The sequence below is a fragment of the Collinsella aerofaciens genome (assembly GCF_028206795.1).
GTDB classification, from domain to species: Bacteria; Actinomycetota; Coriobacteriia; order Coriobacteriales; family Coriobacteriaceae; genus Collinsella; species Collinsella aerofaciens_AX.
This window is the reverse complement of record NZ_JAQLFJ010000001.1, coordinates 114,152-128,996: the sequence shown is the minus strand read 5'-3', so window position 1 is coordinate 128,996 and position 14,845 is coordinate 114,152. Positions and strand designations below refer to the sequence as shown.

The 14,845-nt window shown below is 59.3% G+C and carries 15 protein-coding genes and 2 tRNA genes; 3 read left to right on the top strand and 14 right to left on the bottom strand.

Going from position 1 to position 14,845, the window contains the following annotated elements; genetic code table 11:
- Positions 1 to 287: 287 nt before the first annotated feature.
- Entirely contained in the window at positions 288 to 1,061 is a 774-nt protein-coding gene (gene gpmA / locus PMX70_RS00630) for a 2,3-diphosphoglycerate-dependent phosphoglycerate mutase (RefSeq protein ID WP_334203823.1), read from the top strand.
- A gap of 75 nt (positions 1,062 to 1,136) precedes the next feature.
- Positions 1,137 to 2,393: an Nramp family divalent metal transporter gene (locus PMX70_RS00625; RefSeq protein ID WP_271742494.1), complete on the top strand. Its 1,257-nt coding sequence runs from the start codon at positions 1,137 to 1,139 to the stop codon at positions 2,391 to 2,393.
- Positions 2,394 to 2,701: 308 nt separating this feature from the next.
- Here the strand turns inward: PMX70_RS00625 and PMX70_RS00620 are convergent, their stop codons facing one another.
- From PMX70_RS00620 to PMX70_RS00595, 6 genes are all read right to left on the bottom strand, one after another.
- A complete protein-coding gene (locus PMX70_RS00620; protein ID WP_055251878.1) occupies positions 2,702 to 2,845 on the bottom strand; it encodes a rubredoxin-like domain-containing protein in 144 nt (47 codons plus the stop codon).
- Between the two features lie 89 nt (positions 2,846 to 2,934).
- Positions 2,935 to 3,438, bottom strand: a complete 504-nt coding sequence (locus PMX70_RS00615) for a flavin reductase family protein (protein WP_117746556.1) — start codon at positions 3,436 to 3,438, stop codon at positions 2,935 to 2,937.
- Positions 3,439 to 3,646: 208 nt separating this feature from the next.
- Positions 3,647 to 4,117 (bottom strand): SsrA-binding protein SmpB, encoded by a 471-nt coding sequence (gene smpB, locus PMX70_RS00610; protein ID WP_006235325.1) that lies wholly within the window; start codon positions 4,115 to 4,117, stop codon positions 3,647 to 3,649.
- The gene (locus PMX70_RS00605) at positions 4,107 to 5,024 is read right to left on the bottom strand and encodes a tetratricopeptide repeat protein (protein ID WP_117564212.1); all 918 of its coding nucleotides are present in this window, start codon (positions 5,022 to 5,024) and stop codon (positions 4,107 to 4,109) included. Before PMX70_RS00605 ends, smpB begins: the two co-directional genes overlap by 11 nt.
- A 97-nt stretch (positions 5,025 to 5,121) precedes the next feature.
- Positions 5,122 to 5,198 (bottom strand) — tRNA-Glu (locus PMX70_RS00600).
- Positions 5,199 to 5,215: 17 nt separating this feature from the next.
- Positions 5,216 to 5,289, bottom strand: a tRNA-Gln gene (locus PMX70_RS00595).
- A 266-nt stretch (positions 5,290 to 5,555) separates the two neighbouring features.
- Here PMX70_RS00595 and PMX70_RS00590 point away from each other — a divergent pair.
- On the top strand, positions 5,556 to 5,966 hold the full coding sequence (locus PMX70_RS00590; RefSeq protein WP_117629499.1) for a hypothetical protein: 411 nt from the start codon (positions 5,556 to 5,558) through the stop codon (positions 5,964 to 5,966).
- Positions 5,967 to 6,038: 72 nt separating this feature from the next.
- Here PMX70_RS00590 and PMX70_RS00585 read toward each other — a convergent pair whose 3' ends face one another.
- The 8 genes from PMX70_RS00585 to PMX70_RS00550 form a co-directional block, all read right to left on the bottom strand.
- The gene (locus PMX70_RS00585; protein WP_271742493.1) at positions 6,039 to 6,398 is read right to left on the bottom strand and encodes an arsenate reductase family protein; all 360 of its coding nucleotides are present in this window, start codon (positions 6,396 to 6,398) and stop codon (positions 6,039 to 6,041) included.
- Positions 6,399 to 6,490: 92 nt separating this feature from the next.
- Positions 6,491 to 7,543: a MupG family TIM beta-alpha barrel fold protein gene (locus PMX70_RS00580; RefSeq protein ID WP_271742492.1), complete on the bottom strand. Its 1,053-nt coding sequence runs from the start codon at positions 7,541 to 7,543 to the stop codon at positions 6,491 to 6,493.
- Between the two features lie 117 nt (positions 7,544 to 7,660).
- The gene (locus PMX70_RS00575) at positions 7,661 to 9,091 is read right to left on the bottom strand and encodes a PTS transporter subunit EIIC (RefSeq protein ID WP_055310344.1); all 1,431 of its coding nucleotides are present in this window, start codon (positions 9,089 to 9,091) and stop codon (positions 7,661 to 7,663) included.
- A 57-nt stretch (positions 9,092 to 9,148) separates the two neighbouring features.
- Positions 9,149 to 10,072, bottom strand: a complete 924-nt coding sequence (murQ, locus tag PMX70_RS00570) for an N-acetylmuramic acid 6-phosphate etherase (RefSeq protein ID WP_118377157.1) — start codon at positions 10,070 to 10,072, stop codon at positions 9,149 to 9,151.
- Positions 10,073 to 10,082: 10 nt separating this feature from the next.
- The gene (locus tag PMX70_RS00565) at positions 10,083 to 10,934 is read right to left on the bottom strand and encodes a MurR/RpiR family transcriptional regulator (protein ID WP_271742491.1); all 852 of its coding nucleotides are present in this window, start codon (positions 10,932 to 10,934) and stop codon (positions 10,083 to 10,085) included.
- Positions 10,935 to 11,138: 204 nt separating this feature from the next.
- Positions 11,139 to 11,720: a VanZ family protein gene (locus PMX70_RS00560; RefSeq protein ID WP_271742490.1), complete on the bottom strand. Its 582-nt coding sequence runs from the start codon at positions 11,718 to 11,720 to the stop codon at positions 11,139 to 11,141.
- A 105-nt stretch (positions 11,721 to 11,825) separates the two neighbouring features.
- The gene (locus PMX70_RS00555; protein WP_271742489.1) at positions 11,826 to 12,431 is read right to left on the bottom strand and encodes a recombinase family protein; all 606 of its coding nucleotides are present in this window, start codon (positions 12,429 to 12,431) and stop codon (positions 11,826 to 11,828) included.
- Between the two features lie 176 nt (positions 12,432 to 12,607).
- Positions 12,608 to 14,743, bottom strand: coding sequence for a ribonuclease R family protein (locus PMX70_RS00550; protein WP_271742488.1), 2,136 nt, complete (start codon positions 14,741 to 14,743; stop codon positions 12,608 to 12,610).
- Positions 14,744 to 14,845: the final 102 nt, after the last annotated feature.

The following is a 14,845-nucleotide window of genomic DNA, read 5'->3' as shown; positions in this document are numbered from 1 at the left end:
ACCTCTTCAAACATCTCAATCTGTAACAGGAGGAGCCGATTTTGGCCCCTAGATGTTACGGATTGAGATTTTCTGCAGGACGGTTTTGGTTTGTCTCGATCTGTAACAGCTAGGCCCAATTTCCATCCCTAGTTGTTACAGATCGAGACATTTCGGCAGCCCCCTTTCGCCAGCCCATTCAAATACAACAATTTTGTTAGTCTTGGTTAACTTTTTAGCCTAAAACGGGTATCCTTTGCGGCGTCAAGCAAACGGCACGCACACCGTGCCAGATCAAGGAGGCCCCTATGGCGCACCGAGCAGACCGACAGACAATGCAACTTGTCCTTATCCGTCACGGAGAATCCGAGTGGAACAAACTCAACCTGTTCACCGGCTGGACCGATGTTGAGCTCACGGACACGGGCCGCGAAGAAGCCGCCGCAGGCGGTCGAGCCCTCAAAGAAGCGGGCTTCGACTTCGACGTCTGCTACACCTCGCGTCTCAAGCGCGCAATTCACACCCTCGACATCGTGCTCGACCAAATGGATCGCGAGTGGTTGCCCGTCATCAAATCCTGGAAGCTCAACGAGCGCCACTACGGAGCGTTGCAGGGTCTCAACAAGGCCGATGCCGCAGCGGAGCACGGCGACGAGCAGGTGCTCATCTGGCGCCGCTCCTTCGATGTCTGCCCGCCGGCACTCGAACCGGACGACGCGCGCGATCCCCACACCCAGGAGCAATACCGTGATGTCGCGCCCGATCAGCTGCCCTATACCGAGTGCCTCAAGGACACGATCGCCCGCGCCTGGCCTTATTTCGAAGACGAGATTCGCCCCCAGATGCTCGCCGGCAAGCGCGTACTCATCGCCGCACACGGCAACTCCCTGCGCTCACTCGTCATGAAGCTCGAGCACCTCACGCCCGAGGAGATCCTCAAGGTCAACATCCCCACCGGCGTGCCGCTCGTCTACACCTTCGACACCGATTTCAACGTCCTCGACAAGCGCTACATCGGCGACCCGGCGACCATCGCCGCCAAGATCGACGCCGTGGCCAATCAGGGCAAAGCACACAAGTAGCCCCAACCCAAAACCGACGCGTGGCGCCGCACGGCCCAGATGCGACGTCACGCCGCCCATACACAGGAGCGCACCATGCTCAACCATCTCAAACAACACTTTGGCTCCCGACGCACCGGTGGTCACGGAGGCCTAGATATTGCGCGGCATATCGGCCCCGGGCTGCTTGTGACCGTCGGCTTTATCGACCCGGGCAACTGGGCCTCCAATATGGCCGCGGGCTCGCAGTTTGGCTACGCGCTGCTGTGGATCGTCACGCTGTCCACGATTATGCTCATTGTGCTGCAGCACAACGCGGCACACTTGGGTATCGCCACGGGCGCCTGTCTTGCCGAGGCCACGACCCGCTTTCTCCCCCGCATCGTGGGACGCGCGGTGCTCGGCAGCGCCTATCTCGCGACCATCGCCACCGCCATGGCCGAAGTCCTGGGCGGCGCGATTGCCCTTCAAATGCTCTTTGGGCTGCCCGTGCGCGCGGGCTGCGTCATCGTGGCGGCAGTATCGATGGCGATGCTCATGACCAACTCCTACAAACGTGCCGAACGCTGGATCATCGCCTTCGTAGGCGTGGTAGGACTCTCGTTTTTGGCCGAGCTTGCGCTGGTCAAGGTCGACTGGCCGCAGGCCGCCGCAAGCTGGATCACGCCCAGTATGCCCACTGGCTCTGCCGCGATTATCGTGAGTGTCCTGGGTGCGGTCGTTATGCCCCACAACCTTTTTCTGCACTCCGAGGTCATCCAATCCATGCACTTCGAAGGCCAAGGCGAGCAGGTTATCGAAGAGCGTCTGCGCTACGAGCTCTTCGACACGCTCTTTTCGATGGGCGTGGGCTGGGCAATCAACTCGGCCATGGTCATCCTGGCCGCAACGACCTTCTTTGCGCACGGCATTGTCGTAGACGACCTCGCCGTCGCAGCGGCCACGCTCTCCCCCATTCTGGGCCCGGCAAGCGCGACCATCTTTGCCGTGGCGCTACTGTTTGCGGGCCTCTCGAGCAGCGTGACAGCGGGCATGGCGGCGGGAACCATCACTGCGGGCATGTTCGACGAGGAATACGACATCCACGACCGACACTCATCGATTGGCGTGGCACTCTGCTTTGCCGGAGCAGTGGCGGCGTGCCTGGTCGTTCCAAATCCCTTTGAAGGTCTCATCTGGAGCCAGGCGCTGCTGTCGCTTCAGCTGCCGATTACGGTCTTTGTGCTCATACGGCTCACCAGTTCACGCCGCGTCATGGGCAAATACGCCAATTCGCGCCCGCTCAACGCGCTGCTTGTAGGGATCGGTGTCGTCGTAACGGCGCTCGACGCCGTGCTGTTGACCGGGATGTAACGAGGCCGCATGTCCACCCAGTCAAACGTCTCGATCTGTAACATCTAAACCCGCTTTTGATGTCTAGATGTTACAGGTCGAGATTATTCCGAGGGACAGCTCCGTTTGTCTCAATCTGTAACACGTAGACCCCGTTTTCACTGCTAGATGTTACAGATTGAGACAAACGGTCGGCCGGACTCACAACAGACAGGATCGGTCAACAGCAACCGTGATCCTTTGGAGACGGAGGAAAAGGGCCCCGGCCGGGATGACCGACCGGGGCCCTTGGACAGAGCTATGTTCGGCTTTCGCCGTGTGTCTGCGAGCTACTCCTCGACGAGCTCAAACTGATCGGGACCGACGCCGCATACCGGGCACACATAATCCTCGGGCAGCTCGGGCGTATCGACCTCAACCTCGTAACCGCAAACGACGCACACGAACTTATAGGTCTTCTTCTCCTCAGCCATGATGTTCTCCTCTCGAACGCGACTGGTGATGTACTTCATTTATCAGTATAGATTCTCAATAATATAATGCAAGTATTTTTAAAACATTTCTAGCCTTGATACGAGGACGCCTTCGGAGGCGTCTTGCCCTTCAGGACCTTATGGTAGTAATCGTAGGTGAGCGGCGTCTCGTCGCTTAGGCGCTCGGCATCCTCGACCTCGCCGATAAACAGTAGATGCGTGCCCACATCCACAGTGTCGATCAAACGGCAGCTAAACAGCGCCGCCGCGTGCTCGGGCACATAAGGCATGCCGAGAGCAGTCTCGCGAGTCTCGTACTTGGCAAACTTGTCATAGTCGCTGCTGGTGCGGAACCCAAAGTTACCGATGTAGAGCATATCGGCCGTCTGATCGATCACGGTCAGCGCGAACGCTTTGGCCGAAGCGATGACGCCCGAGGTGACGTTGTCCTTGTTCACGGCAACCGAAATGCGCGGCGGCATGGACGTCACCTGCACCGCAGTGTTGATGACGCAGCCGGCGCGCAGCCCGTCTGCCGCGGCGCTCACCACGTACAGACCGCTCGGCATGGTAAAGAACGCAGTTTTGTCCATAACAATCACCCCCCTAACGCGGGTTGGAACCTCATGGATGTATGTACCCACAAAAAAGGCGGCGCGCACAACGGACACCACCTTTGAGACATATGTGTCAAAACAGTATAAGCAAGATGAGACGCCCGCAGTTGCGGTGAAATAAGGACTGAATAGCCCCTCAAACAGGCAAAACAGTCCGTATTCCACCGCAACTTATACAGAACGCCTAGCGATTGCGTTCCTTGAGGGCGCGGTCGATCTCGCGCTGGACATCGCGCTTGGCCATATCCTCGCGCTTGTCGTAAAGCTTCTTGCCGCGGCCTAGGCCCAGCAGCAGCTTTACGCGGCCGTCGGTATTAAAGTAGAGCTCCAGCGGCACCAGCGCATAGCCGCGGTTGCGAAGTTTGCCGTCAAGAAAGTCGATCTCCTTGCGGTGCAGCAGCAGACGGCGCCGACGGTCGGGATCGCGATTCCACACGCCACCATGACTATAAGGGTGGATATGCAGGCCGACGAGCCAGCACTCCCCACCACGAATCAGTGCGAAGGTATCGGTAATCTGGCACGCGCGCTCGCGAATCGACTTGACCTCGGTACCGCTCAGCTCAATACCGCACTCAAACGTCTCATCGATAAAGTACTCGTGATGTGCCGAGCGATTCTTGGAAATGAGCTTGCGCTCGCGCTTACTGGGCATCGCCGGCCTCCTTGGCGCCATCGGCGTTTGAGCCCGCAGCCTCGCGCTTTGCCCTGCGCTCGGCATTAAGCTCGGCATCGCTCTCGCGCACCAGCTTGATAATCGCCGCGCATGCCTCCTCGCCCACCAGGTCGCGGGCACGGACCGTCAGACGCGTAGCCTCCTGCTTGTCGCCGTCGCTTGCAGCATCGGTCGCGCACATGATCAGGCAGATGGCGATCTCGGCCGAAGGCGAGGTCGGCACGCCCTGCAGGGCGAGCTCACCCATCACATGGTCGTCACTCTCGTCCGCGGCATCCGGATAGGTGGTATGGATCTTGTTGAGCAGGCGCGTCGTATGCGCATCATTGGGCGCCAGGCGCAGCGCCAGACGCGCGCAGCCCACGGCAGCCGAAATGTTCTCGGTCTCGGGCTCCAAGAAGTACTGACCCAAATTGGTGTAGGCGCGTGCGGCGCACTTACCGTCGCTCGCGCGCTCCAGCACCGAGAACGAGAGCGATGCCCACTCCTGCTTGTCCTCGAGCGCGCGGAACAGCTCGGCCAAGTCCAAGCGATAGTTGCAGTTCATGGGATCCCAACGCACGGCCTGCATCAGGGCATTCCGAGCACTCACATAATCCTGCTGGCGAATGTAGGCAAACGCCATGTCGGAGTACAGGCGGTCAAAGGGAACCTCGACCTGCACCAGCTCGCGCGGATCCTTCTCCACGCGGCGATAGGCCAGGCGCTCAAACTTGCTGTCGAAGCTAAAGTACTGGCGCTTCTCCTCCGTCTTGCACTCAGCGTCGATATACTCCTCGGCGAGCTCCACCAGACGCTCAAGCAGCGGCGTCGCCGTAGCCAGGTCGCCCTGCGCCAGATAGTTCTCGGCATACGTGATGTCTTCCAAGCTGATAGGCAGGTCCATGACAACTCCTCGGTCCGGGCGGCAGACTCAACGCGCGCCTTAAATATCGGTCAATACACAAAACCCGGGTCTCTTACGAGGCCCGGGCGTTCAATTTTGGTAGCCCGTACCAGATTCGAACTGGTGATCTCCGCCTTGAGAGGGCGGCGTCCTAAACCGCTAGACGAACGGGCCATATGTAGCAAATGCAATGGCTGGGATGGAGGGAGTCGAACCCCCATTGACGGAACCAGAATCCGCTGTCCTGCCATTAGACGACATCCCAATGACTGCATCGCTGCGCTCGGCTGTGCCTTTGCGCAAGAAAGAAATATACGGGAAGTCCCGCCGTGACGCAAGCCCTAATTTTGACTTTTTTGAAATTCAGTCAAATACGGCCAACACGTGAAGGACCTGTGAAGTCGACCGCTGCACACGAAGGGCAAAACGCCGCGAGCGGTAGCCGTCAACCGTTGGCAGATTCTACCGTGAAAACGATAGCACCAGGCAACACAATCGAAGTATCAATGATCACGTAGATATCGAGGCGCCATGGACGAAGAGCTTGATTACCTATGGGAGACCCTGGGCCTCGAGATCACTGCTGACCTTTGGCCCGAACGGGACAAAATCCATCCCACTCTGCGCCCCGCCATCACGGTGATGCAGGCAAAATACCGCCGTGCATCCTTTTTGATCATGCGGATGTCATGGCACGCGGGACTCCCCGACCTTAAGCGAATCCAGGCAAGCCTCGTCGAGCTGTCCGGTATGCCGACTGTCATATCCGAGGCGCACCTGGAGCAGCGACAGCGCGAGCGACTGCAACAGCAGCGGATTCCCTTTATCTGCCCCGGTGTTCAGGCATATCTGCCCTTTATGGACGAGGAGTACTGGAGCGGCAAGCCCAACAAGCACGTAAAGGTCTACGGTCCGCACGAATGGGCACAGCTCAAGGATTGAGCCGAGCGAGCCCTCCGATGGAAAACACGTCCCACCCCGAGCGCTCAAAACGGGTCGCACTTTCCGCAGCCGCTACAGCAGCGCCTCGGTCCAAGCTGCTTCCCTAAAGCCGGGAATCGCAAAGTCGTCGCCCACCAACAGCGGACGCTTGACCAGCATGCCGTCGGTCGCCAGCAGCTCGTAGCACTCCCGATCCGTCATGCCCGCATCTAGACGCGCCTTCAGGCCCAGCTCTCGATATTTCATGCCCGACGAATTAAAGAAGCGCCGCACCGGCAGTCCCGAACGAGCAATCCAGGTCGCAAGCTCATCAGCCGTGGGATTGTCCAAAACGATATCGCGGTCGATATACTCTACCCCGTGTTCGTCCAGCCATGCCTTGGCCTTCTTACAGGTCGAGCACTTGGGATATTCAATAAACAGTACGGTCATGGGAATCCTCCGAATATAGATCGGCCAACGCAGGCACACGCCACACGAGGCGCCTTCGCATGATGGGCCAATTGTAGCCCACGGGTCACACGCTAAACGAACCGTACCCCGAATCCGCGTTTGATGAACGGCAGCAGCTCCATTGCCTCGGGCGTGATATGACCCGCAACGTTCATGCGCTCCTCACCGGGAAGATCGACCCGCGCAATCTCAAGCTCGCCTTCGTAGCGCCCATAGCTGCTATTGCTCACAGCGATCGACCCCGCCTTTCGAAACAGGCCGGCACCGGCATCCATCGGCACGGAATCCGGCTTAAGCGTCGTACGCGACTCCTGAGACCTAAAGATGAGGGTGCTCGAATCGGGTCGGTCGTGATGAATCTGTCCACGCACATAGGCATAACCGGGCTCAAGCTCGCATTGCAGGTCCACGTATCCGGCGGAAACATGAGCAAACTGCGTCCAGCCCGCATCGGAAAGATCGGGGTCGCCGACCAACACAATGTCGCAATCGGCGCCATGTGCAAGCTCAAGCATATTGAGAGCAACCTTTGACGCGCGACCGCGCTGCGCCTCGACCGTCGGCAGTCCCTCGAATACTGGCCCGCGAACGTTAGCATCACCCGGCACAAAAGCCATGATTTCGAATCCAAGCGCCGCAAGACGAAGATTCACCCGAGCAATGTCCTCCAGAGCTAAACCGGTATAAGGCTTGGGGTAAAAATTGTGGCAGGCGGCAAAATGAGTCACATCGGCACCGGCCTCACGCCACGATGCGATTTCAACAGAACTCACCGTCGATGCATTGACCACAATGCGAAATACACCGGACAGCTCCGCGACCCGCTGGGCGCTAAAGCCATAGTCCAAACGAAGGTATTCCAACCCCAGATCACGCAGGTCCTCGATGCGCTCAAGCCCGAGCAAATCGCACGTGCGCGGCCCCACATCGGCAATGAGCGCAATGCCACGGGCGGAAAGCAGCGACAGCACATGACGGACCTTATCGGTATACGCCGCTCCCCCATCCTCGGGAATATGCAGCGAGGTGAACGCATAGCGCGCACCCGCCGCGGCACCGTGTTCAATCGTCCGCTCAATATCCTGCAAAGGGCTGGAAAGATAAATCGAAATACCCGTTTTCACGCTTCAACACTCCTTTAAAAAAGGCCGGCGGAGCAGTTAGCCCCGCCGGCACAACCATAGCATCAAGAAATCTGCCGCGCGCCGCGAGCCCTGAGCAACACGGCTCGCGATATCAAACTACTCGCCAAAGAACTCGTTGATCTTCTGCTCGTCGACGCCAAAGAACCACGTCAGGACAAAGCCAGCGGCATAGGCAAGCAGCATAGCGGCAACGTAGCCGAGCTGCTGACCAGGAACGACGATCAGCAGGCCAAACAGACCGGAAACGCCCTGAGAAACCGTGCCGATGTGAAGCAGCGCCGCGAGCGCGCCGCCAAATCCGGCACCCAGGCAGGCCGTCACAAACGGACGAACGAGCGGCAGCGTAACGGCATACATCAGAGGCTCGCCCACACCCAGGATTCCAACGGGAATGGACTCTGCAACGTACTTCTTGAGCTTGGCGTTCTTGGTCTTAAAGTACAGCGCCAAACCGGCACCGACCTGGCCGCCGCCAGCCATCATAAGGATGGGAAGCAGGTAATTGATACCCTTGGTAGCGCCGTCGGGATCGTTGAGCATAGCGTGGATCGGCGTGAGCGCCTGATGCAGGCCGACGGAAACCAGCGGCAAGAAGCCTGCCGACAGGATATAGCCACCCAGGACGCCCAGCTTCTCGAAGATAAAGGTCAAAACGCTAAAGATGGCAGTCGTCAGCCATGCGCCAACCGGCTGGATGACGAGCATCAGAGCAAAGGCGCCGATGATGAGCACCAGCAGCGGGGACAAGAACGTGTCGAGCGCGTTGGGCATAACCTTGCGAATCTGACGCTCCATCCAGGCAAAAAATGCGCCAGCGATAAGAGCCGCGATCATGCCGCCCGCTGCGGGGTTGTACTGCGCATTGGTGAGCGGCAGCAAGATGGCAGTGGCAGGATCGGCCGCGCCAGGCGCAAGCAGGGGCATGGCACTGTTGGCAATACACATCATGCCGGCGATGCCGCCCAGCGCAGCGGAGCCGCCAAACTCACGTGCCGCGTTATAGCCCACCAAGATGGGCAGATAGGCAAACAGGGCCCAGCCCATGGAGCGAATGCCCTGGTACCACCACTCGCCTGCAAGCGCGCCTGCCGTCGAGACGTTAATGACGTTGCAGATACCGTTGATGAGGCCAGCCGCAATGATGCCGGGAAGCAGGGCGACGAAGACATTGGAAATCTTCTTGAGGAAGGCCTGAACCGGCTTGGACTCGTACTTGGCCTTCTGCGCGGCCTTGTTTGTGGCCGCAGCGTCAACCACGCTCTCGTCAGCAACGCCTTTCGCAAGGCCGGTGAGCTTGGAGAACTCCTCGAGCACCTTATTCACCTTGCCCGGACCCAGCACGATCTGCATCGTGTCGTCCTCGACCAGGCCCATCACGCCGTCGAGTGCCTTAATGCCCTCCGTGTCGACGTTGCCCGCGTCTTTGACGGTCACGCGCAGGCGCGTCATGCACGCCGCGTTTGCGAGCACGTTGTCTTTACCGCCCAAAAGGTCCAGCAGCTTTTGAGCCAGCTCTTTGTTCGTCATAACTCCTCCTTGTATTGGGTATCTCGTCTGGATGTCATATCAGCTCACGCCGCGCACCTATTGGGCGTCGGCATTGCTCTTCTCATGGCCACTCACCGCAGCACGGACATGGCCTCTCGCTCGCTCAAGAGCTACCGCAGCCTGCTCGGCATCGCAGTCCAGCAGTACCGAGACAATAGCGGTTTTTACGTGGCCGCCGGCATCTGCAAGCGCCTGAATAGCGCACTCGCGCGTGCAGCCGGTCGCCTCCATCACGATGTTCTGGCCGCGCACCACCAACTTCTCGTTCGTCTGCTGCACATCGACCATCAGGTTTTGGTATACCTTGCCGATCTTGACCATGGCACCGGTCGAAATCATGTTGAGAATGAGCTTTTGAACCGTTCCCGCCTTGAGCCTCGTTGAGCCGGTCAGTACCTCGGGACCGGGCACGGGTTCAATGGCAAGATCTGCGCTCTCCCCGATCTTCGACCCTTGGTTGCAGGCAATTGCGATCGTCTTGCACCCAGTTGCCTTGGCGTACACAAGGCCGCCCACCACATAGGGAGTACGACCGCTTGCCGCCAGGCCAACGACAAGATCCTTGTCCGAGAGTCCACGCTCCCGCAGGTCGCTCGCGCCAAGCTCCTCGCTGTCTTCGGCACCTTCGACAGCCTTGATAAACGCCGTCTCGCCTCCGGCAATGAGCCCGACAATCAGATCGGGTGACACGCCAAACGTGGGCGGACACTCCGAAGCGTCGAGTACACCCAGACGACCGCTGGTGCCTGCGCCCATGTAAAAGACGCGCCCGCCGCGCTCGAGTGCCTCAGCAGCCCAGTCGATTGCTGTGGCAACCTGGGGCAACACCTTCGTGACCGACTGGACGGCACGAAGATCCTCATCATTCATCGTCGTGACGATTTGCAGCGATGTCATCGTATCGAGGTCCATAGACCTTTGATTACGCTGTTCGGTCGTGAATTTTGTTAAATCGAGCATTTCATTCACCTCATCTTTCCTGTTTCTCGATGTAGTTTTGCTTAATGACATGCGTCGCCCGTTCGTAGTCGCTGGCAACGTAAGCAGCGTACAGGGCATCGACAACCATAAGCTGGGCCATACGCGAAGCCATGGCACCGCTGCGGACCAAGGACTCACTCGCAGCGACGCCGAGCACGGCATCGGCCATGGTGGCAAGCTTGGATGATCCATCTACTTTGGTAACGGCCACAACGGGACAGTTGTAACGTTGAGCCTCGGCGGTGCAGTCCAGCACCTCTTGCGTCAAGCCCGAGTAGCTAAAGGCGATCGCCATATCGCCCTCATGCATGTTCTTGGCACACAAGAGCTGATCATGCCAGTCGTCGTACAGATGGCACTCTTTGTCGACACGCATGAGCTTTTGCGCCAGATCGTGCGCGACCAAACGAGAGGCACCGATACCGAACAGATTGACCGCGCGTGCCCGCTTAAGATAGGCCGCACATCGCTCCAAGACGGTGTAATCGAGCGTTCGCGCCGTCGCTTCGATCGTGCGCACGTTGCTTTTCATCACCTTCCCCACGATACGTTCGACGCTGTCATCCATGGAGATGTCCTCGAGGGCAACGTCTTTCTTGTCACCCAAGAGCGCCAGCTCGGCAATCAGTTCGCGCTGGAACTCCTTGTAGCCCGCAAAACCCAAGCGCTTGCAAAAGCGCAAAATGCTCGAGGGCGAGGAGAACGTGGCATCGGCAAGACCGCGAACGGACAGCCCGACCACCTCGTGCGGATGAGCGCTTACATATGCGATGACATTGCGTTCCGCCGGGCTCGCGCTGAGCTCACGCTCGCGAAGCCGCAAAAGCAATCCGTTTGCCATCTCAAACACCTCCGTTGAGAAGAATTAAAGACCAACGAACGATTCGTACCGGATACAAACAGCTTTTACGGTACATTGTGCCGCATCGTGGCGCACAAAGGGCGAGCGTTCTACCGCTCGCCCCTCAAATCCGACCGCTCGGAAATACGCGCGACACAAAATAATTCAACAAGGTCGCATTATCAGAAACGGGTTTGTTACCGGCTAGCGCCTCGCATGGGCGCCGATCGGCCGAGTCGCATGGCGCACCAACGCCGCTGCCAGCAATACCAACAGCATGGCGGTGACATAGCCCGCAGCATCGAATCCTAGATCGATAACGTCGAAATGCCTGCCGGGAACAAAGATCTTATGTACCTGATCGCCAACGGAGCAGGCGGCGCAAAAGAGCAATACGGGCACGCAACGGGAGCATACGCTCCACGGACGCCTGGAAAAGCAAACCACGACCACCGAGGCGAACAACCCGACGAAGAAAAATTCTACGGTATGGGCAACGCGACGGACGTTCGTGCCCACCCACATGCGAATGGAAGCAAGTCGGCCAGACCGGGCATTCGAGGCAGCCGAATCGGTTCCCCCGGTCATTCCGTTCTCCGCCTGGGCTTCACCCGTGGCATCGGCAGCCTGAACGCCCGTGGCCTGACCCTCCACCACACGTGCGGTGGACTCGCTCAGCAACGACGTCTCCACCGCATTTTGCTCCGTCAGCGCCCATATGCCCGCCAGCGTTGCAGCGAACAGAACGATCGCGGTCCATCCGATTATTTGTTTTACGCGCGCCAAGGGCCAACCTCCTTTTTTTGAATATCAGCGAGTGTAGCCCCAAATGACATCGTCAACGTATCAAAATTTGAATCGCAACAGGAAGCGACAAAGCGACGCAAACCCCTACCCCGCCTCGCGCATCCAGCGATCGAACGTCCCCACGCACACACCCAGGCACTTTGCTGCCTGGCTGCGGGTAATATCGCCTGCCTCATAGCTATCGCGCACCAGCTCAAACTGAGGAGGGCACGGCTTGCGAGGTCGACCGAAACGGACCCCTCGCGCCCGCGCCGCCGCAATTCCCTCCGCCTGGCGCCGATGGATATTCTCGCGCTCCACCTGCGCCACGTAGCTCAGCAGTTGCAGCACAATATCGGCAATCAGGGTGTTGGTCACATCCGGCGCGCCGCTGGCCCTGACGCGCGTGTCAAGCAATGGCATGTCCAACACCACAATGGCAACCCCGAGCTCCTTGGTAATGCGTCGCCATTCCTCAAGAATCTCGGAGTAATTACGGCCAAGTCGGTCGATAGAAAGCACCACCAGCACGTCCCCGTCTCCCAGGACGTGCAGCAGCTCGCGATAACGCGGTCGATCGAAGTTCTTGCCGCTCGCATGGTCGGCATAAATATTCGCCGAGCCCACGCCATAGGCGCCCAGCGCATCCAGCTGCCGATTAAGATTCTGATCGCGCGAACTCACCCGCGCATAACCGTACACCGTCGCCATCTCATCCCCGCTTTCTTGTAAACCTGCCAAAAGGGACAGGTTTATTTTGGTAGGTTTTACCTCTCAAATAGCAGGTAAGCGGGCGGCCGAGCAGACGGCAAGGTAGTCACGATTCAAATGCGGAGGGCGGTCCCGAAAGACCGCCCTCCGCTCTCCCACCATCAGTCGGGATTTGGCTAATGGATAAGCTTAAAGTCCAAGTGCCCACGCGTGGTATTGACGCGCGAGACCTCGATAATTACGCGCTGCCCCAGCTCGTAACGGGTGCCCGTGTCGGCACCCGTGAGCGTTAGCGCGTCCTCGTCGAACTCGAACCACTCGTTGCCCAGGCTCTTGATCGAAACCAAGCCTTCGACCTGCGTTAGATCCAAGCGCACAAAGAGGCCCATGCTGCTAACCCACGAGACGGTTCCGGCATAGCGCTCGCCCAGACGGTCCTCATAGTACTGGGCAATCTTGATCTTTTGCGTCGCATGGCTGGCGGCATCTGCCGCGCGCTCGGCATCGCTACATGCGCGGCAGATCTGCGGCAGAATGCGCGGCAGCGACTCGCGCCCCTTGCCGATCAGCCGCGGCGTACGGACCAAGGCGTCCTTGCCGCCGAGCTGCTCATAGGCCAACTGCAGTTTGAGCACGCGGTGCACCACCAGATCGGGGTAGCGACGGATGGGACTCGTAAAGTGACAGTAGCACGGCGCGGCGAGCGCAAAGTGGCCCTCGTTGCGCGGCTTGTACAGCGCGCGCTGCATGCTGCGCAGAAGCAGCGTGTTAACGAGCGGTGCGTTGGCCGTACCGGCGGCAGCATCAACTGCAGCCTGCAGCTCATCGGGGCTCCCCAGGGCAATACCGGCAGCACGGCGATCGTCGATGATGCCTAGCTGCGCCAGCGCAACGGCAGCACCGTGCAGGCTATCGGGGCTCGGATCCTCATGCACGCGATAGCAGGCCTCGATATCACGGTCTGCCAGCCACTCTGCAACGCACTCGTTGGCGAGCAGCATAGCTTCCTCGATAAGCGACGTGGCACACGAACGTTCACGCGCCACAATCTGCACGGGTACTCCGTCCTCATCCAATAGAGCGCGAATCTCGGCTGTGTCAAAATCGACTGAGCCGCGGGCGCGACGAATACGACGGCGAAGTTCGGCGAGTTCGTTAGCGGCGACAAGGAAATCGTCGAGGTCGATGTTGTAGCCGCGGGCGGCCTCCTCGCACGCAAGACCGCGCTCAAGCGCTTCCTCGCGCGAGGTCTCGGCAGCCGCAACATCCTCGGCTGCACCCTCCAGCACCGAATACTCAACCGCGCCGGCACGCACCAGCAGCGCCTCGGCGCCGTCATAGTCCATACGCACACGCGAGCGAATCACGCTGGGGTACGGATCGTAATGCCGCACGCGACCCTGCGCATCGAGCTCGATATCGACGGTAAACGCAAGACGGTCCTCGTCAGGGCGAAGCGAGCACAGGTCATTGGACAGGCGTTCGGGCAGCATGGGAAGCACACGATCGGCCAGATACACCGATGTCGTACGATGGCGAGCCTCAAGATCGATATGCCCGTCCCAAGCCACATAGTGTGAAACGTCGGCGATATGCACACCCAGCTTGTAGCCACCCTCGGGCGTGCGCTCCAGCGAAATGGCATCGTCAAAGTCGCGCGCGTCGACCGGGTCGATCGTGATGACAAAGCGGTCGCGCAGATCGCGGCGGAGCGGGTCCTTAAGCGCCGCGGACACATCGAGCGAAAGCCCCTCGGCCTCGTCCAGCGCGGCCTTGGGATAGCTATCGGTATAGCCGTAACGCGCCATCACATATTGAACGCCCAAATCGGGCGCGTCATCTCCGCCAATGCGGCGTTCGATCGTCACAGTGCCCGATTCCAGGCGCGTCGGGTAGGTCAAAATGCGCGCGACAACGGCATCACCCGGGTGGACACCCAGACGATCCGCCGAGGTATCCTCGGGCAGAATGAAGAAGTCGGCCTTCAGGCGCGAATCGAGCGGCTCAATCACACCGAGCGGACCGGCGATCTGGTACGTACCCACCACGCTTATGGCTGCGCGCTCAACCACGCCTTCGATCACGGCGCGCCGCTCACCGTGCGGGCTATTCTTAATGCTCACGGCAACGGTATCGCCGTCCATGATCTCACGCTTGCCGCGACCCATGACCTTGTAGTCGCCGTTTTCGGTTATGACATAGGCACTGTGCTCATGGAGCTGCACGCGCCCGGTCAGGCTCGGACGGCGTTCGCTGCGTACCGGCCCGCGCTTATTGCGAGCTCCACGCTTATGCTTGTTATTGCGCCCCATGGCGCCTCCTAACTATCGATTGCCGTTTACATCCCAAGAGTCTACCCAAATGATCCCTAGGGGACGAAGGAAAACGGATCACATAGATAGACCAGCGCCACG